Origin of the sequence: Kocuria nitroreducens, assembly GCF_042879195.1 — a bacterium.
GTDB lineage: Bacteria > Actinomycetota > Actinomycetes > Actinomycetales > Micrococcaceae > Kocuria > Kocuria nitroreducens.
The window spans coordinates 125,822-143,828 of sequence record NZ_JBHZTC010000007.1; the positions used below are offsets into that span (position 1 = coordinate 125,822).

Here is an 18,007-nt window from a genome sequence, read left to right on the forward strand (position 1 = left end):
CGCCGCCGTCCACAACCGGGGCCGGCACGCCGCGGCGGCCGCCGGTCCGGCGGGAGGATGGGTGCACCCCGCCACCGGGGCCCGCACCGGCCGCACCGGCCGCCGTCCAGAGGAGTTCCCGATGACCGAGCAGATCACCGTCCGCGGCTACGTGGCAACGGACCCCGAGTCCCGCAACCTGCCCGACGGCACCGTGGTGGTGACCTTCCGCCTCGCCTCCACCCCGCGCTGGTTCGACCAGCAGGCCGGTTCCTGGCGGGACGGGCACCCGGACTGTGAGTCAACACTGTGTAGGATAAGAGGGTGAAACGTGCAGTCATCTATGCCCGCATCAGTCAGGACCGCACTGGTGCTCACCTGGGGGTTAGTCGCCAGCTTAGCGAGTGCGAAGACTTTGCCCAGGGCAGGAACATCCAGGTGGTCGATCGCCTCACGGACAACGACATCAGTGCCTACTCCGGCAAGCCTCGTCCAGGCTACGAGGAGTTGTTGCAGCGCATCCGTGATGGGTCGGTCGATGAGGTCCTGGTATGGCACACCGATCGGCTCCACCGCTCGCCCAAAGAGCTGGAGGAGTACATCGATGCCTGCAGTGTCCACGGTGTGCAGACGCAGACTGTGAAGGCCGGCGAACTGGACCTGGCGACCTCCACGGGCCGGTTGATCGCCCGTCAACTGGGCTCCCTAGCTCGCTATGAGTCCGAGCACAAGGGTGAGCGGGTCAAGGCCAAACGCCGCCAGGCAGCCCTGGCAGGTCAGTGGCAGGGTGGTGCTCGTCCGTTCGGGTGGCAGATCCGCAAGGAGACCGACGAGCACGGGGGCGTACGCAATGTCCCGGTGATCGACGAGACTGAGGCAGAGTTGGTGCGATGGGCCTTCCAGGCCGTGCTGGAGGGCAGGCCCATCTCGTCCATCGTGGCGCACTTCCAGCGCTCGGGGGTGCCCTCGGCTCGGGGCAACGAGTGGCGGCATTCGACGGTGCGATCGCTGTTGGGCAAGACCCGCAACTGTGGGATCGAGTCCTTGCACGGTGAGGAACTGGGTCTCTCAACGTTTCCGGCCCTGGTGGACGAAGGAACCTTCCGTGCCGTGCAGAGGATCCTGAAGGACCCGAAGCGGAAGTCGCAGGACGACAACCGAGTCAAGCACTTACTGGGTGGCATCGCGAAGTGCCACTGCGGGATGCCGATGGTGGCAGGCAACACCGGCCGAGGTGCTCGGCAGTACGTCTGCGAGTCTTACCGGTTCCCCGAGACCCGGCGCAAGGACATCAGTCACGTGAGTCGGCGTCTCGAGGAACTGGATGCGCATGTCCAGAGGAGGTGGCCCCACATCATCTACGGCACCGGTAGCGCCCTGCGCCTGCATGCTCCGGGCCGGGCCGAGGATCGGCAGCAGGTCGAGAAGGAGCTGACCAAGCTCCGTGCGCAGCAAGACGAGCTGATCGACATGTGGTCCGAGGGATCGTTGACTCGCAGGCAGTTCGAGGCCAAGAACGCCGAGTTCGGCTCGGCCATCGACAAGCTCGAGGACCAGTTGGCCGACCTCGCTCAGACCAGTGAGTTCCTACCGGATCTGCAACCGAATCAGGCGGCGGCCTACTGGGAGACCCTGGACGTGCTGCAGAAGCGGGCCCTGTTGAAGCAGAGCGTGGAAATCATCTGCTACCCGACCGGAGGCAAGCGCTTCAGCAAGCTGGAGAACGCGTGGGAGTACGTGCGGATCGAGGCACTGCCGGCCACGGCCGAGAACCAGCGGATCATCTACTGGAACCCCACTGTTGAGGCCCAATACGACGAAAGCGATCCCATGTTCTCGGGAGTCATCGAAGAAGAAGTCGATCCTTCGCGCCCGCCCTTCGCGCCGCGGTCATGGCGATACGTGGCAGGTTACCGGGGTCCGGAGCAACCGAACGCGATTGCCCCCGAGCAGGACGGAGACGCCTCATCAACACCAACGATCGATTGATCCTGGAGCTGGTCGCCGCCGAGACGGAGCGGGCAGGCAAGCTCCACGCGTCCATTCGACACATCGCATCCTGGGTGAACCTGCAGAAGAACACGGCTCAGAAGCGCGTCAGTTCCCTGAGGCAGGCGAGTCTCATCGAGCAGGTGTCTCCCGGTGGTGTCTGGGGATCTGCGGCGTACCGGATCACCGGCGACGGCGTGGCGGCCTTGAAGGCGTTCGAGGTGCCAGCGCACTGGACGCAGGAATCCCGGAATTGCGGTATGGATACGGAAGGAAATGGTACATGGTATAAGGGAGCGCCCGTGCCCGACGCGATGCGGACCCAGGGCCTGCGCGGAGGATGGGAACTGTGGCGGACTCTGCCGCACATCATTTGGCTCACCCCCGAAGACGCACTCCCTTACGTCACCGCAACCACCGCCCGATCGGTGCGCAACTGGACCAAGGCACTGGTCAACCTGGACATACCCTTGGCCGAGTGGGGGAGGGCCGGCACTCAGTTTCGCCTCCTCGACGCCGACCCCGGAGTCTTCGACCAGCTTCGGCTCGTCCAGGAGCACGAAGCGGCACAGCAGGGTCAGACACTGGCATCGCGTGCAACCTTGGATCGCTCGTACCTAGTCGAGAGGATCCGTGCGGACGAAGCCCTGGACAGAAGAGAGAACCCGTCTTGACCGACACAGCCTGCCGCAACATCGGTTGCCCAACGCCGGCGGAGCCAGGAACGTCCTGGTGCATAGCGCACCACATCCAGCACTGGGAGCGCGTAGATGCCGATCTCCGCGAACGGTTCGCCGCCCGAATGGTCGAGAACATCACCACCAACGCCTCCGGGTGCTGGCTCTACGGCGGAAAACGTAACCCGGTTACGGGATACGCGGCGCCGCTTCACACGGGACGACGGACGTCGGGGCATCGGTGGATGACCTGGTATCTCAAGGGGGAACTGAAGCCCGGATATCAGTTGCACCACGTGTGTGGCGGCGTCGACGAGCAGGACACCCGGCACTGCGTCCGCCCGGCTCACCTGGTACAAGTCCTGCCCGGCGACCACAGGGAGCTCACTCGACTACGAGCCGAGATGATCGAAGCAGCCGAGCCCGGCGCCCGCTTCTACCAGACCAGCGTAGGGGAGACCGGCCGTACCGTCGCCTTCGCCCGAGCCCACGAACTCCCACGTCATGAGGTCGACTACCTCGATGTGGAGCTATCCACGGAGAGCGAGCTCGTTGCTCAGTGGCGGCTGGTCATTCCTGCACGTCTCGAAACCGTCTGAAGCTGGCGGGCTCCGCACAGGTGTAGTCAATTGCCGCTGCATCGCTCGATGGACCACCGATCATCAGCCGGTGGCATGGGTGTCACACATCACCGCATGCTCGCGTGTGGGCGCCCAGCGTCTGCGGATCGAATCGTGGTCCTCACATCACTTGCGACGACATCAAAGGGTGGGATAAATTTGTTCACCTGCGGGCGGTAAAGACCCCGACTCCTCGAAGATACTGATCACCAAACACAACACAACACAGAGAAGAACACAGGTTTGTCCATGTGGACGGGTCTGCGGTCTTCTCTTTTTTCGTGCCCGAAACCTATCCGCCAAAATCACGAGGAGTGCTCAACATGCCGAAGCTAACCCACCCCCGAATCTGCAGCGAGGAAGGGTGCGAGGCACCGCACCATGCTAAGGGCTTGTGTCACCCCCACTACGTTCAGAAACGTACGTCTCGCAGTAAACAGTCGGTACCGATCCCCGTGTCCGTCTACTGCTCAGTTGGCTACTGCCGCAACATGGCGAAGGAGGGGACGTATTGCCAGAAGCACGCGACCAATCTGCGGCGCCACGGAACCTTCGAAGCACCGACCTCTCACCCGACCCGCGGCGCGGGTACCGGCGATCTGGTGGAGTTCATCCGCCCGGCTCTCAGCCTCAGCGACAAGGGATGTTGGCTCTACACTCGCTGGACCGAACGCTACGGCCAACTGAGCTTCGCGGGGGAAAACTGGCAGGCACATCGATGGGCCTGGGTCCACCTCGCAGGGATGCCCTTGAAGCGCTGGCCCGAGCAACAGCTCGACCATATCTGTGAGGTCACGGAGTGCGTACGCCCATGCCACCTTCAGATAGTGACTCAAGCGGAGAACAACAGCCTGAAGCACCATCCTCGGCCAGAGCCATTGCCCAACGTGCCGCTGAACCTAGTGGAATGGGCAGCCACTGTTCGCCTCTTTCCCGAGCAACTTGGCCACACGCCGGAAGCGACGTTCATCTGGCCGCATCGTCAAGGTTGGGGCAACCCGGCGAAGTACTGACATGAATAAACTCCCTAAAACGTAGCGGCGGAAATCCAAACAGCCTTACGAGACCTCTCATGCAAGAAGCGTTTGGCTAAGTTCTTGGGGCTGGTGGGTAAACAGTTTGGATGCTAGCTACCATCCCGGCGGATAGCTTCGCAGTTCACATCCGAACATTGTTGCCCCTGCCCGCTATATAAGGGCAGGACGTCGAAATCAATTCTCAGGCGGTAAACGCCAACAAATGTTCGCACGCATTCGAAAAGCTAGGACGAAGCGCACAAAATTTACCAGAAACTATGAAGCCGATGATCTAAAAGCCTGATTGAAATAGCCGGCATTTCCCAAAAAAGCAGGGGCCTGCGCCCCTGTCGGGAGAACCGGGCAATATTGACGATCCGGCGATGAAGTGCAACCATTAGACGTCAATCATGGCTCCAAACGCATTAGGCTAACCTGCCCAAGATTACTGGCGTAGCCAGCACCGTTATGCTCGCCAGAGTGCGGTTCTGACACCCAGTCCGGCATTACCTATCTGACTCAGTGTGACTACAATTATGATTCGGATTAGTATCGATTTCAATGCTGTTTGCCTACCATGCCTCGCCTCGTGGGAACTGCCTACCCGCTCGTATAAGGCAAGACCTCGGCATGTGCAGCCGACTCGACACCGAACGCGGCAGACATGGACACCTGCGCGACTCATGCACCTTCCGCGTCAACATGCAGTCAGCATCCGAATACTGGGACTGCGAACAGGCCTGTGACCCCGTATGGCTCAACTCGAGGTGCAAGAATCTGCCAAGGGTTCTACCTACCGAGTGAGGGCATCGACCAGAGAGAACGCCCCCATGACTACGCCGACGTCCCAAACTGCCGAGGATGCCGACCCCTAGCTAAACCAAGACTCGCCGACCTGCATCACCATCCAGTTTCAGCGGCGCTGGTCCGCATGTGCGATGATTAACGCCAAGGAAGCTTCGAAAGCGCGAGTCAACAAAGTGGGCATAATGAGAGTATATGAACTGGCGGCCGAACTCGACGTTGATGTAAACGATCTTTTGAGCCGTCTTAAGGAACTGGGCGAAGCCGCTATCCGCACGTCATTACTTGACGAGTCACAAATGAACACGTTGCGTGAGTCCTTTGCAAAACCTCGGTCACAACTTGCTTCGCGTTCAGCATTCGACCACGTTCCGCAGCAGCGGCACCGTACACAAGAGTCGGCTCTTGCCCCTACGCCGGCAGCTCCTAGGCATTATGGATGGCGTGCGGGCGCAGTCCCACCGCCCAAACATCCAGACCTGCTGGAAAACATCGAAAAAGTTAAACAACGCTTTCCTATTTTCGACGATCATCTACAGGCACTCAAAAGCCTGGGATCTCAGATTGTTTATGCAAGCATGTGCCGGCAGGAAGGCTTCAAGGATTGTGCTGTCGCCCACGTACGCTTCAGCGGTGCTATCGAGTCAGGTTTCGGATTTACGCGTGAAGTAGCGCTTTTCTATAGCCCGCATAGGGACCTCCAAGCTCGGACCTTTGCAGCTGCCGAAAAAGAAGTGTCTCGTTCGTATCGGTTGGTGACACCGGATATCTTTTTTATGTGGTCCCCTGATCAGCGACTAACAATGAAACTCCGAGACTGGTCTCGTCCGTCAAAACTCGCTATTCCACTCTCAATAAATGGTGAGGACGAGCTGTCGTTAATCACCTTGCTCAGAGACTATATCTATGCAAGGGATCTTTTCAACATCACAACGCCAGTGCACGGAGCCAACTTTTTCGGCCGGAGAACGCTCCTTCAATCTCTCCGGGAGGACGTCCTCAATAAGCGAGTTACTGGACTTTTTGGGTTGCGGAAGTCGGGGAAGACTAGCATCTTGATGCAACTGATGGAGGAACTGGAAGAGGACGGTGTGGTTACTATCCTCATGGACCTCGAAACGTTCCCTTCGCCTCCAGATGACCCCACCGATGACATCCTGGGCGAACTTCGTCGAAGACTGATAAGCGAACTTAAGGCACGCAGCCTTAGAACAAAAGAACTGTCTGAGCTTCCAAGTTGTCCAACTATACTCGAATTGAAGAATGCACTTCAGCTAATTTTGAAGAAGCTTGACAAAGATGGGTATCAAGTCTTGCTTCTACTTGATGAAATAGAATACTTGACTCCTGCAGATCGGGTCGACATAGCCGAAGATGATATTCCTCGCGTCGCGCAGTTCCTTGCCGCTTTACGCAGTATCGTTCAAGAATCTGAAAACTTTACATTTATACTGTCTGGTCTGACGAGCGCAATCGTGGAGGGAGGACGTCTTTACGGTAGACCCAATCCGCTCTTCTCGTGGGCAAAAGTTGTATATGTTAAGCCCTTCACCCGACTCGAGGCAGACGATCTAGCCAGCACTGTGGGCGGTAAGATGGGCATCCGGATAGAGCCAGGCGCACTCGAGGCTCTTCATGAAGCGTCCGGGGGGCACGCGTATCTTTACCGTCACCTCAGTTCGGCAGTTGTCGAACATCTACCTTCCGATGTGTTTCAACGAACCATGACCAAGACGTCCGTGCTGACAGAACTCGAGGACTGGCGGAGTCGCGTGCAGGGAAACGTTGATGAAATGATTGAACATGTGAAACGGTACTATCCGACAGAGGCAGTTATGTTCGAGCTGCTTATGGACACGCCTGAGGACTTCAAAGAACTAGCGCCAAGTGAACACGTAGCCGTACGACGCCTTAAGGACCTTGGTCTTGTCGAAGATGTGGATGGCGAGTACCAAGTCAGTGTCGTCCTGGAGCTGATGTGAGTAACAGCCACTACGCAAACTGGGTCGAAAGCATCCGCGATAAAGCTGAACGATTTGGAGTCGTGTTTCTCCAACTAGGCTATAACAATGAACCTGCTCGTCGAGCTCTACTTTGCTCTGGTCTGGCCACCATTTCAGTCCGCGATTATATGGATAATTGCGACCCTCGCTCGCCCGGTCCTTTAGTCGTTGATGGCATTGAGGTTTTGGCTGGTCACTCCGCCAAAACCCAGGATTTCCGGATGGGCAATCTTAGGGAACAGGTCGTGAGGGAAGTGACCAGTGGCGCGAGCGTAATCCTGTTGTCCCGGGCACCACGCGTGGCCTTTCCCTCCGTAGTCGGGAGTTCACTTCTCGATGATGCCAGCTTTGCCCATGCTCCTGCCGTCCATGCACGGGGGCCCGAAGAAATGCCGACATGTTCGGAGGATGGATTAGACGCCGCCGAGGTGTTAAACCGCACTCTTATAGAGTTAGGTTTTGAAGTCTGCGCTTCCTTGGACCGGGCCCTGTACGAGAACCAACTTGTAGGTGACGATGCATTGACCCTTCTTAACGCGCGTGAGCTTGAAGCGCTCGACGGGGCTGGCCTAACGTCGCCAAATGCTTCGCAGCGCTCGTGGAATTTTGGCACTCGGCTATTGCCGCTCAAGGGGGCGCTTGATCATGCTTTCGCTAACATGATTGAGCCTCAGCATCAATTACTTGATATTAGTGCTAATCTCTGGAAGATTGAGCGACTTATACGCAGACAAGTAAGATCGCAGGCAATCAGTGCTTGGGGATCTAATTGGCGAGTGCAGTGTCTAAACGAAGATCTGCGAGCGAAAACACTTCAGCGAGCGACCGAGTCCGCATATCTAGGGGCTAATTCAGTTAAACAACTGCGGGATCCACTGGAGTGGTTGTCTTTGGGAGAATTGCTAAGCATAAAAGATCGACGCGAAATTGGTGATCTTGGAATGTCGTCCACGCTGTGGAACCAATTCAGGCTACAAGTAATGCCGATACGCAACCGGCTCGCTCACATGCGAGCGATCCAGGCAGGTGATGCAGCGGATGTGGTGAAGTGGTTGCGCTTGATTGAAAAGAAGCTTGGGTCGCCGTCACAATAACTACTTAAATATGATGTCCTTTATTGTTATGGAACTGGAGTATTCTCGCAAGTCTAAGGAGTGAGGCGTCTTGGGCAAAAATGCGAAAATATAATTATGACGTTTTCTCAGATAGTCAACTTCGCGTGTTGAGCTTTTGCGCCATTTTTTACACTTTGGGTGTTCAAAGTTCTAAACCCGTATAAAGTCCTGGGTGCTGCCTACCTGCGGGCCGGACGGTACGCCGATCGAGGGCCCCCCCCACCCCTCGGAGAGGACCGCTCCTCGTTGCTGCCGCGGCTGATTTCGCCAAAGTCCCGGTGACCGTGATCGTTAGGCTGTCGTACTGTGTTCGGTTTTTTCTTCAGACTCGGAAATTGACGAGTTGCTAGTCCAGGTTTCCTGGCGGCAACGTAAATACCAAGAATTGTGTGTGCGACTCGGGCCGCGGACGGACAAAAGACCATCCGTAAGCTGGCCGAGCCCCGCCACACTTGTGTGTACTGGATCTTGCGGGCCTAGATTGTGTGCCTGTGCTCGGAAAGGCTCCGTATGCTAGCGATTACCCATGGGTGGGTTGCCACAGGCCAAAAGTGCGTTGCTGGGTGGGCTGCTTTTATGCCGCCGGCCCGGACACGCTCGGCGATAGGTGCGTGGGTGGCCACCGCTCAACGCGCCACCTCATCGATTGAAACACGCTTCCCTCGTCCGATCGCTTCGGATGCACTGCTCCCAAAGGGGCGCGCTGCGGCTAAAAGTGCGATGGTGGCAACGAATCACCTGACCTGATTCGTGTGTTGCTGCGAGATTCTCATTACCCGGATTCGCTGGAGGTGTCGTAGTCGACCGCGAGCTCGCTGGTGTAGAGCTCGAGTGGGACCTTGTCGCTGGCGAGAATGCCCGAGCGAACGCGTTCGTCTTGCAGGTCGAGAACACGCATCTTCCCGTTAACCTTCGCAAGCGCCTCGATCCGGTGGAACTCTGATCCGTAGTCGCCGGCGAACCGAACGAGCGCCTTGAGCTTCACCAGGGAATCCTCCAGGTGGTGCCCATGCGGGTCGACAATTGAAGGCCGGATCTGTCCGCCAACTTGATTGAAAAAGATGAAATCCGGATGCATCGAGCGCCAGTTCCCGACGACGTCGCGGTAGGTGACGCTCAAAGAATCGACGGCCGCGCGGGCAGGGTTGCGGTACCATCCCTTGCACGACTTTCGAGCAAGTTCGGACTGGACGACCTCGTACTCCCAGTCGTTCAGCGAACTCAGCGGGAACTCGCCGTTGTCATCGGACATCAAGTGTCGGTCGGCCAATGGGGCGATGGCCGTCTGGCCGTCCTCATCGACGACAGCGTAGTCCTCCATCCGAGTCCGAGGGCGCTTGAGCTCACCGCGCTGCGGTGCGGTGGCCTCGGCGCGGATCTCTTCGAACACCTGCTGACGTTCGTCGGACAGCTCCTTAATCGCGACTCGGTGCTCGGCGAACCACGTCGCCGCCAGATCGTCCGCTTCGCGATCGACTTTCTCACGGATTACCTTGACTATCGCGAGGCCCGAGACCCTCACGTAGGCCTCCCGCAGGCCGTCGTCGTCATCATCATCCTCGCCCGCGAGGTGGTTGACATAGGCCTGGGCAACGTCCGCGCCGAACGCTTTCTTGGCGCCCTCGAATCCGACGCGGATCGCCCGATCGTCCGCGCCCTCGATAAATTCGGTATAGGTGAGCTTGCCGGTCTTCCGACGTCCGGAGATTGTCAGACCGCGCACCGTCCCAACCTCTTCCATGGCGGCCTTGAGCTGATCCTTATGACGGAGCGCGAGCGAGTCGAGCACCGTGGCCATGAACGTCTCAACTTCGGCGAGCGCGCCCGGCCGTACGCCGTCCACCGACAGCGCCTGAGCCAAGGCGACAAGTCGCTTAACCGGCCGTGAGCCTCGTTGGGGCATCGTCTCGGTCGGTAAAATGTCCCACGCCGACCACACGAGGTCAGGAACGAGCGGATTCCTCTGCAGCTCACGGCCGTCCAGCAAGACCTTCTTGCCACCGCCACCCGGAAGTTCACCGATCGCGCCGGACAGGAACTTCGCGACGTTGCCCGCAGTCGTCCGGTCAAAGAATGGCAGGATGCAGTCAACCGAGTTAAGTCGCTCATCGCCGGGCACACGGCGGGCGAGAGGGTTGCGGACCATGCGACCAAGCAACTGAGTGATGTGAGTCTGGTCGGTCGCGGGCCGGAAGGAAACCAGGACTTCCGCTCGGGGACAGTCCCACCCAGTCGAAATAGCATCCTTCGCGACAAGCACTCGGACGCTAGTTGTCGATTCCACGCGCTGGGGCTCTATCCACTCCACCTCCCATGACCCAAACTTTTGAGTCGTGTGGTCACCGAATACGTGGCGCACCGAATCACCGGAAAGTTCTGGCATAACCCGCAAAATCTCATCGAGGGCCATGCCAATCTGCTCAGGGTCCGGTGTGTTTGGAGCCTGCAGTATTAACAGAGGCTTGACTGCTTCGGCAGACCCTTCCGCCTTCGCGTATCGCTCCCATCGAACACTCGAATCCTTCAACTTTGTCGTCGCACGACGGACCAACACCGTGTCGAAATTGCCAGCCTCGTTCGGGATGTCGAGGTCGATGACGTCCTTGACGAGACCGGACTCCTGCACACGAATAGGGTCGACCTGGACTGACGGGAGCGCCCGACGAGAGTCGTCGGCGTGCGCTTCCTTCATAGCGTCGTTGAACCGCTCGATCGTCGCAGAGATGCCCCACACGATCGGAATCGGGGGTTGACCGGCGTGGCCGTTAATCAATTGGCGGATCAGCGTGGGCTTCTCTGAGCTGGTTCGCGTGTTAAAGCCGCGGTGAGCTTCGTCGAGGATCAAGTAGACCGTCAAATCAGGGTCGGCGATAGTGTTGCCGATCGTCTCCCAAATGGTCCACCCCTGCAAATCTGGCGAAGCAACTGTCGTCATCGACTCGAAGGCGCCTTCGTCCTCAAGATCGGTCCTGCGCGTGAGGAGTGACGTTTTTGACAGGCGTTGGGTATTGAGGAAGTACACCTTTCCCGGCTTAAGCTTCGACCGGGAGAACGGCGGCTTGATCGTGATCAGCTGATCGTAGGTGAACTTCTCACTAGCTTGACGGAGCCGGTCTTTCGTCTGCTCGTTCAAGCTCGGATCGTCGGAGAACCAGATGACAACAGCGCCGGGATCGGGGTCCGTGCCGAACTTGTCGTTGCCCCAGAACAGCGACTCAATGACGGCTGCTGCCATGACCGTCTTGCCCGCCCCAGTGGTGGCTGACAGACCAACCGACGAGCTCACCCCGTTGTCGCTATGCAACAGGTGAGCGCGCTCGAGGGTCCTAAGAATGTCGTCGACGGCCTCGGACTGGTATGGCTTAAGAGTGAACTTCATCGGGTAACTCGCCCCGCTTCGATTTCAAAGTTGCGCAGATAGGCTTCATAAAGTCGAACCGGCTCAACATGTTCGGGCAATGCAGCGACCATCGACTCAAACAGCCGATCCTCGTCAGTCACGATGAACGCTGCCACGATGTTTTTGTTCTCAGCGATGGCCATCAAGAACGGCTCAGTCTGATCAAGATCGGAGATTACACCGTAGACATCGGCTACGTCCCATCCCTGGGATACGTTCTCTATCCGGCGCCCTTGAGAGCCGGCCCGCAACCACAGGAGTGGGGCGATTTTCTCGAACTCGCGATTCGAAGCGACGCGCAGGGGAGCCTCATACGTTAGTGTGAAAAACTCGACGTTCTCATTCAAGCCATCCGCAATCGGGAACTCGTCGGTGAACTTATAGTCACCCTTGATCATTTCTCCAGCTGGCGTTTTTCCGCTGATTGCAGCTTCGATTCGGGGCTTGGTGATGTAGTCACAGATACCCCATTGTTCCCATTCTGGGTCTCCTGGTCGCAAACCATCCTTACGCCGTGCATTTTGCTCGTCCGCTCCTACTTCATTGTTTGTGATCGAAATGCATTGCCGCCGCCCATCGTCTTGCTTATTCAATCGCATCACTGCATGAGCAGTAGTCCCAGATCCAGCGAAGAAGTCAAGGATGAGCGCATTTGGCTTGTCCTTGACGAAAAATCTCAGACAATCCTCAACCGCGTACAGCGACTTCGGATAGGGGAATTTGCGATCCGGGGTTAGTGCCGCAATTAGCCGAGATCCGCTATTTCCCGCATCATGCGAAGAAATGCGCCACACATCCGTGGGAACGAACCGTGCCTCGTAGTCGGATGCATCAGTGATTACAGATCCGTCGGCTCGATGCCCGATGACCTTAAAGACTCCTTCCTGGACCTTCTTTCGTTCCCCTAGCTTTAGGTAGTAAGGCGTGGTTCGTTCACCGTTCCATCTGCCGAGCCTGGCACTCCCTTCACCAATTAGAGCCCGGAGAGCGGATGGGTTGATCTGCCAGCGTCCTTCCTGTCCGTCTTTGCGTATAGGCCAGACAGCGGTGCACCCTTCGGGTGCGGGCTGTTCCTGCCATCCGTCTCCATAGAAGGGTTCGCCTACCGAGTGGAACATCGGGCCGTCGATCGTGTCGCGGACGTAGACGGGATAGAACAGGTTTGGGTGGGTAGTACGAAAGGGCTGGGTTCCGGAGCGCATGAGTAGATTCCAGCGGATGTCGCTTTTGTTCTTCGTGCCAACCGGGTTCCATTCGCTGCCCAAGGGAAGGGGCGCAGGCGCGGATTTCCCGAACTGGACAAAATAGAGGTACTCGGCAGAGCGGTTGAAGGTACCGCTGCGGGTGGAGCCTGCGCCATTGATTGACGAGGTAACCATCTGAATGCGAGCCTCGGGGAAAGTCTGCTCTAGGAGCAATCCCAGTCTCAAGTACTCCTTCTCGTCGATGGTAACGATTAGGACTGAGTCAATCGGGTTCAGTAATTCTTTAGCAGCCAAGAGGCGCCGCTCCATGAACGCAAGCCACTTGGAGTGGCGGTAGAGATCGTCGCCCTCGACGTAATTGTTGTTGTACTTCCAGTCTTTGGCGCCGGTGTTGTAGGGCGGGTCGATGTAGATGCAGTCGACCTGGCCGCGATGGGTGAAGAGCAGGGCTTGGAGGGCGTGATAGTTCTCAGCGTTGATGACGGCGTGGTAGGGCTTGCCGCCGCCGCGCTCAACCTTGCCAGTAGAGATGAGACCGGGGTAGATGGGGTCACGGAACTCGGCGACGACCACGAGGTCGTCGACAGTCGCCGCTTTCTCGTCCTCAAGGTCGTCAAGAGATGCGAGGATCGCGCAACGGACACCGTCTTCGGTGGTAAATCTAATGACTCGCCAGAGTCGGTCGTGCTCGGCTGCCCGCGCATTGCTCCGTGCAGGGAGCAGCCGAACCTTGTCACCCTTGCGCACCTTGCGACCAGGGAGCTCAACCGCCTCAGGGACGTGGCGTTCAAAATTGAGCCCGAAGGAGCGCCGGTCCGCGAGCGCGTCGTATTCACGCTGCAGGTCGTCCGCCAAATCTGGCTTCTCCATCCGTAGTTGGCGGAGCAGGTCGTTCAGGCGGGACAAGTCGGATTCCTCCTAGATCGTACGTTTACTTCACCCTAGGCGACCTCAGATGACTTGCGGGACGGCCGACACGCTGGGCGGTTTGCAATCGTGTCGGAAGTTCCTGCCAAGATCGCTGACATGAGGGATGGGACTGGAGGGCCTACGTTGGATGGCATTCGTGGGACGCTTACGCGCGCCCGGGCAAACGCTCGGTCAGTAGCGGCGTTAACCGAGAATCCAGGCTGTACTCGCCGACGCGTGATCGACTCGGCCGGCGTGGCCGCGCATGAGCTCGCCGCTAGCCTGGGACACCCGACACTGCGGGGTCAGTCCCCGTTCGCGATCGAGGGTGGCAACCGCTTCGAGGACCGGCTTAAACACCGAAGCGGCTATGAACTGCTGGTCGAAGCGCTCGTCCCGTACGTCGAGCTGCCGAAACCGCCTGACCTGCTCGTTGAAGACGTCAACCGGGTAGGTCGGCTCAAGGATCCGCAGTCTTGGATGGACGCTCGTGTCCTAAAGACAGACGCTGCGCTCACCAAGATCGCTCGCGGTGACTCTGACGCACCGCACATCGTGGATCATCCCGTGTTGCGGTTCGAAGTTGCCGGGGCGTCGGTGAACCTCGAGCCTGATGCGCTCGCCTTCCGCATCGGGGACAGGCTCGAACTAGTCGAGATCAAGGCGTACCCCATCATCGATGGTCAGGCGGATCCTGTGAAGGTGTCTGCTACCGCTGGCCAGACAGCCGTCTATCACATGGCTCTGCGGGAGACACTCGAGAGGCTCGGCTTCGACCCTGAACTACTGGTGTGGTCGGTGATCCTGGTAGCGCCGCGTAACTTCGGTCGGCAACCAGTCGCACATCGCGTGCCATTGAAGAAGAAGTCGATGTCACTGGGGAGGGTGCTGAGGTCGGTGCCGAAGACGGCTGACGTGCTGGAAAAGCTCCCGCCCGATCTGACGTTCGATGTCGATCCGGGCAACAACCTTGATGAGGACGCGCTACGAACTGCGCTCTCCGCTGCGGTGTCCCGGGTCGAGGCACTGTACGTGCCCAATTGCGTCCAGAACTGTGACATGGCCAAATTCTGCCGCGCCGAAGCGTGGGCCAAGGACGACCCGGCTCGGCTCGGCCGTGACGCACGCGACAATCTCGCCGGGGTTCACACGCTCACCGATGCTCTGCGACTCGCCGAGTGGGGTCCGGGCGTAGGCGAAGCCGAATTGGCGGACGTCGCCGAGGCGCTTAGTGACACCTACAGCGCGATCAAACGTGCCCGAGCGCTTGTGCCGACCGCGGGCGTCACCCCGCCGGCACCTACGGGAGGCGCGCAGTGAGTCTCGTTGACCTGATCATGACCGCGGAGGCGGCGCGCGTCCACACTGCCGTGCGTCGAACGGCCTACCGGCACCAGCACGTCGCCGCCCGACCGCTGGTGGTGGTGGCGTACAACTTGTCCGGTGAGGCGGCCGCGCCCCTAGGCATCATGTACGGATGTGACGCGAACGACCCGAAGGTTGTGGTTGCGGCAGAGCCCCGCAACCGTGAGTCCCGGTTCGGGGCAATCAATGAGTTCGCCGCCGATTTTGCGAAGTTCATCCGTCCCTACCTCGAACTTAGGACTGAAAGGACGAAAATGGGGACGTTCCGGCAGGTTGCCGCGGACGCGCCACAAATCGTGGTCCCTAATAGCAGTACCCGCGCCTACCTCGGCGCACGGCTCGGACGGTCATTGCGCTATCTCGGTCTCGGCAGCACACACGAGGTGCCCGAGGATACTCAGTGGGCTGGAGCGCACCTGTCATGGTTCGCCGAGCACTCCCACCTACCGGGCCAGTCCACGTTCTTGGCGATGACAGAGTCGCTATCACAACATTTTGTCACCGGGCAGTCTGCGCTGGAGGACGAAAGCCTCGCCGCGCTACTGGCCTGGATCGACGGAGTTCCCGGCGACCTTCTCGCTGAGCTGGAGCGGCTGGAGAACAGCGAAGGGCAAGTGGGAGGTCAGCTGCCTTTCGGACCGGTTCCTCACCCGCGCTGGGAAGCCCGGCTTGAGCCGTACGTGAAGGCCTACTCCGACGGCCTTCGCGAAATGGACGAGGAGAAGACTAGTTCGGCCGCGAAAAAGGTTGCTGCCGAGGTGGAGTCGGCCCTTCTTCCGGCGTACAACGCCACTCACCGGGCGTTGGAGGTGCTGCGCTACATCGACGAGGCCGCTAGCGTGGCGAAGCGCTGGACGAAAGACGTGAACGAGTGGAGTGATCACGCCCGACGGGCGGGGAACGGCATCCCTAGATTCGCGCGCCGTCATGACCCGCTCCGAGCGGCTGCAACCTTGCAGCGGTGGAGCTCGGCCGCCGACGCACTTGAGACGGACCAGGCGTTCGACGATCCGCTAATCATGGCCCGCCTGGACGCGCAGGGCCGCTGTGTTACCGGCGAAGTTGCCGAAATCGACTCGCAGAACCGGGAAGTTAAACCCGGCGGGAAGAACCGTACGAGGGTCCCGCTGATCGAGCTAGACCTGACCGGCCCGACGCGGTTGCTGCCCGGTGAGGTCGTCCGCTGGACCGAAGAGCGAACTATCAAGGGGATCGTGCGAGCCGTCGGCGAGTCCACCGCGACGATTGCGATCACCGGCGGGATCAAGAAGTTCGACGCGGCGAGCTGGGCGACGAGACGCGAGGTGATTTTCGTAGGTCTCGACCCTTGGGAGGGCAGCGATCCGTGGACGCCGAACGAGGTGCCGTGGACTCACCAGACGACGTCGCAACTAGCCGGGGAGGCGGATTCCGCGGCGGGCACTTCTGATGACTCGCCTGACATGTCCCTCGCCGAGCTCGCCAAGGTTCCCGTCGTCGGCGAGGTCGGACCAGACGCCGAGCCGGGGGTACTGCAATGACACAGAAAATCGGATTCCAAGCAGTCAGCGAAAAATACACCAAGCTTGTCGTCGCCGACTTGGACGTGGCCGACAAGGGAGAAGCCGTTCTTGTCGAAGCTCCTCCAGGGGCGGGAAAAAGCTCGCTAACCGTGTCGGTGTCGAAGGCTCTCACCGAGATGGACAAGAAGCTACGACTACCGATCGTCACACAGACAAATGAGCAGGCCGACGATCTCGTTCTGTCCCTGCGCAAGAAGCACCCGGATCTGATCGTAGCCCGCCTGTTTGGCTCTTCTCGTGGCCCCTCGAGCGCCATGGTCAGCGCCACGGCGAACGACGCTGAGCTTGTGCTCGCATCAGATCACGACGACGCTAGAGTGCGGTCGGCGCAAGTGGTGATCGCGACCGCCCGCAAGTGGGAGTTCGTCCGCTCCAAGCAACAACAGAACAAGAACATCCAATCCTACGAGCTTGCTCTCATCGATGAGGCCTATCAAATGCGCTCGGACGCACTGCTCGGCATCGCCGGCATGTTCGAGCGACTGATGTGTGTGGGAGACCCTGGCCAACTCGACCCGTTCACCACCGTCGACGACGCACTTTGGAAGGGATTGAAGTACTCGCCCTCGCGTACCGCGCTAGGGACTCTGCGGGCTTACCATCCCGACATCACCCCCCACCAGTTGCCGTTATCGTGGCGTCTTCCGCCCTCGGCGGCGGGGATCGTGTCGACGGCGTTCTATCCATTCTCCGGTTTTACAGCTGGGACCGAGACTTCTCAACGATCACTTCGGCTCGGGCCGGGCGAGGCCAACGTCGACGACGCAGTGCTGGAACTGGCGGCTGCCGAAGGGTGGGCGTATGTGGAGTTGCCTGAGAAGCTCACTGTTCGCACAGACACGCAAGTTGCCTCCCGGCTCGCGGGAATTGTGTCGCGCCTTCTTGCCCGTGGGGCCGATGTCACCGACGAACTCATCGCGGACGGCAGGCAACTACAGCCTTCCGATGTGGCGATCGTCGCAGCGCACAACGATCAAGTGCATGCTGTGCGGTACGCACTCAGCCAGGTTGGGATCAACCCCAACTCCGTGATCGTTTCCACCGCGAACAAAGTGCAAGGGCGTGAGTACGAGGTCGTGCTGGTGTGGCATCCGTTAGCTGGCCGCCGCGACGCGACCGCGTTCCACCTCGAGGCCGGTCGCATGTGCGTGATGTTGTCCCGTCACAGGCAAGCCTGCATCGTAGTCGGCCGCGCAGGCAGCGACCGCTTGCTGGCCGAGTTTCCCGACTCTGATCCGGTATTCCTCGACGAGCCCGAAAAGTTCCCCGACGGATGGGAGGCGAACTCGTTGGTGCTCGACCATCTGGCTGGGTTCCGGGTCGGAAATTGAAGCCAGCTGATCCGGACCGCCTTCTCGTGGAG

At 59.3% G+C, this 18,007-nt stretch carries 12 protein-coding genes; 10 read left to right on the top strand and 2 right to left on the bottom strand.

Annotated features, from left to right (window positions below; all coding sequences use genetic code 11):
• The first annotated feature begins 121 nt into the window (after nucleotides 1-121).
• From ACFYE1_RS06655 to ACFYE1_RS06685, 7 genes are all read left to right on the top strand, one after another.
• Entirely contained in the window at nucleotides 122-307 is a 186-nt protein-coding gene (locus ACFYE1_RS06655; RefSeq protein ID WP_387741188.1) for a single-stranded DNA-binding protein, read from the top strand.
• Entirely contained in the window at nucleotides 304-1,968 is a 1,665-nt protein-coding gene (locus ACFYE1_RS06660; protein WP_387741190.1) for a recombinase family protein, read from the top strand. The genes ACFYE1_RS06655 and ACFYE1_RS06660 overlap by 4 nt, the downstream gene beginning before the upstream one ends.
• Entirely contained in the window at nucleotides 1,965-2,642 is a 678-nt protein-coding gene (locus ACFYE1_RS06665) for a hypothetical protein (protein ID WP_387741192.1), read from the top strand. Before ACFYE1_RS06660 ends, ACFYE1_RS06665 begins: the two co-directional genes overlap by 4 nt.
• On the top strand, nucleotides 2,639-3,244 hold the full coding sequence (locus ACFYE1_RS06670; RefSeq protein ID WP_387741194.1) for a hypothetical protein: 606 nt from the start codon (nucleotides 2,639-2,641) through the stop codon (nucleotides 3,242-3,244). Before ACFYE1_RS06665 ends, ACFYE1_RS06670 begins: the two co-directional genes overlap by 4 nt.
• Before the next feature lie 476 nt (nucleotides 3,245-3,720).
• Complete coding sequence (locus tag ACFYE1_RS06675; protein WP_387741196.1) at nucleotides 3,721-4,278, top strand: HNH endonuclease; 558 nt, start codon at nucleotides 3,721-3,723, stop codon at nucleotides 4,276-4,278.
• 941 nt (nucleotides 4,279-5,219) lie between these two features.
• Nucleotides 5,220-7,067 (top strand): translation initiation factor IF-2 N-terminal domain-containing protein, encoded by a 1,848-nt coding sequence (locus tag ACFYE1_RS06680; protein ID WP_387741198.1) that lies wholly within the window; start codon nucleotides 5,220-5,222, stop codon nucleotides 7,065-7,067.
• The gene (locus ACFYE1_RS06685) at nucleotides 7,064-8,182 is read left to right on the top strand and encodes a hypothetical protein (protein WP_387741200.1); all 1,119 of its coding nucleotides are present in this window, start codon (nucleotides 7,064-7,066) and stop codon (nucleotides 8,180-8,182) included. The genes ACFYE1_RS06680 and ACFYE1_RS06685 overlap by 4 nt, the downstream gene beginning before the upstream one ends.
• 793 nt (nucleotides 8,183-8,975) lie before the next feature.
• On the opposite strand, the gene ACFYE1_RS06690 is transcribed toward ACFYE1_RS06685, so the two are convergent.
• The gene (locus ACFYE1_RS06690; RefSeq protein WP_387741202.1) at nucleotides 8,976-11,582 is read right to left on the bottom strand and encodes a DEAD/DEAH box helicase; all 2,607 of its coding nucleotides are present in this window, start codon (nucleotides 11,580-11,582) and stop codon (nucleotides 8,976-8,978) included.
• A complete protein-coding gene (locus ACFYE1_RS06695) occupies nucleotides 11,579-13,714 on the bottom strand; it encodes a site-specific DNA-methyltransferase (protein ID WP_387741203.1) in 2,136 nt (711 codons plus the stop codon). The genes ACFYE1_RS06690 and ACFYE1_RS06695 overlap by 4 nt, the downstream gene beginning before the upstream one ends.
• A 240-nt stretch (nucleotides 13,715-13,954) precedes the next feature.
• Here ACFYE1_RS06695 and ACFYE1_RS06700 point away from each other — a divergent pair, with 240 nt between their 5' ends.
• From ACFYE1_RS06700 to ACFYE1_RS06710, 3 genes are read left to right on the top strand one after another with little or no spacing between them, the layout of a single operon-like run.
• Entirely contained in the window at nucleotides 13,955-15,037 is a 1,083-nt protein-coding gene (locus ACFYE1_RS06700; protein ID WP_387741205.1) for a hypothetical protein, read from the top strand.
• Complete coding sequence (locus ACFYE1_RS06705) at nucleotides 15,034-16,602, top strand: hypothetical protein (RefSeq protein WP_387741207.1); 1,569 nt, start codon at nucleotides 15,034-15,036, stop codon at nucleotides 16,600-16,602. Before ACFYE1_RS06700 ends, ACFYE1_RS06705 begins: the two co-directional genes overlap by 4 nt.
• Nucleotides 16,599-17,975, top strand: a complete 1,377-nt coding sequence (locus ACFYE1_RS06710) for an AAA domain-containing protein (RefSeq protein ID WP_387741209.1) — start codon at nucleotides 16,599-16,601, stop codon at nucleotides 17,973-17,975. Before ACFYE1_RS06705 ends, ACFYE1_RS06710 begins: the two co-directional genes overlap by 4 nt.
• Nucleotides 17,976-18,007 lie beyond the last annotated feature (32 nt).

Excerpts from the sequence above, each read along its gene's own strand:
- ACFYE1_RS06655 (WP_387741188.1), top strand. The coding sequence starts at position 122 with ATGACCGAGCAGATCACCGTCCGCGGCTACGTGGCAACGGACCCCGAG.
- ACFYE1_RS06680 (WP_387741198.1), top strand. The coding sequence starts at position 5,220 with ATGATTAACGCCAAGGAAGCTTCGAAAGCGCGAGTCAACAAAGTGGGC.
- ACFYE1_RS06690 (WP_387741202.1), bottom strand. The coding sequence starts at position 11,582 with ATGAAGTTCACTCTTAAGCCATACCAGTCCGAGGCCGTCGACGACATT.
- ACFYE1_RS06710 (WP_387741209.1), top strand. The coding sequence starts at position 16,599 with ATGACACAGAAAATCGGATTCCAAGCAGTCAGCGAAAAATACACCAAG.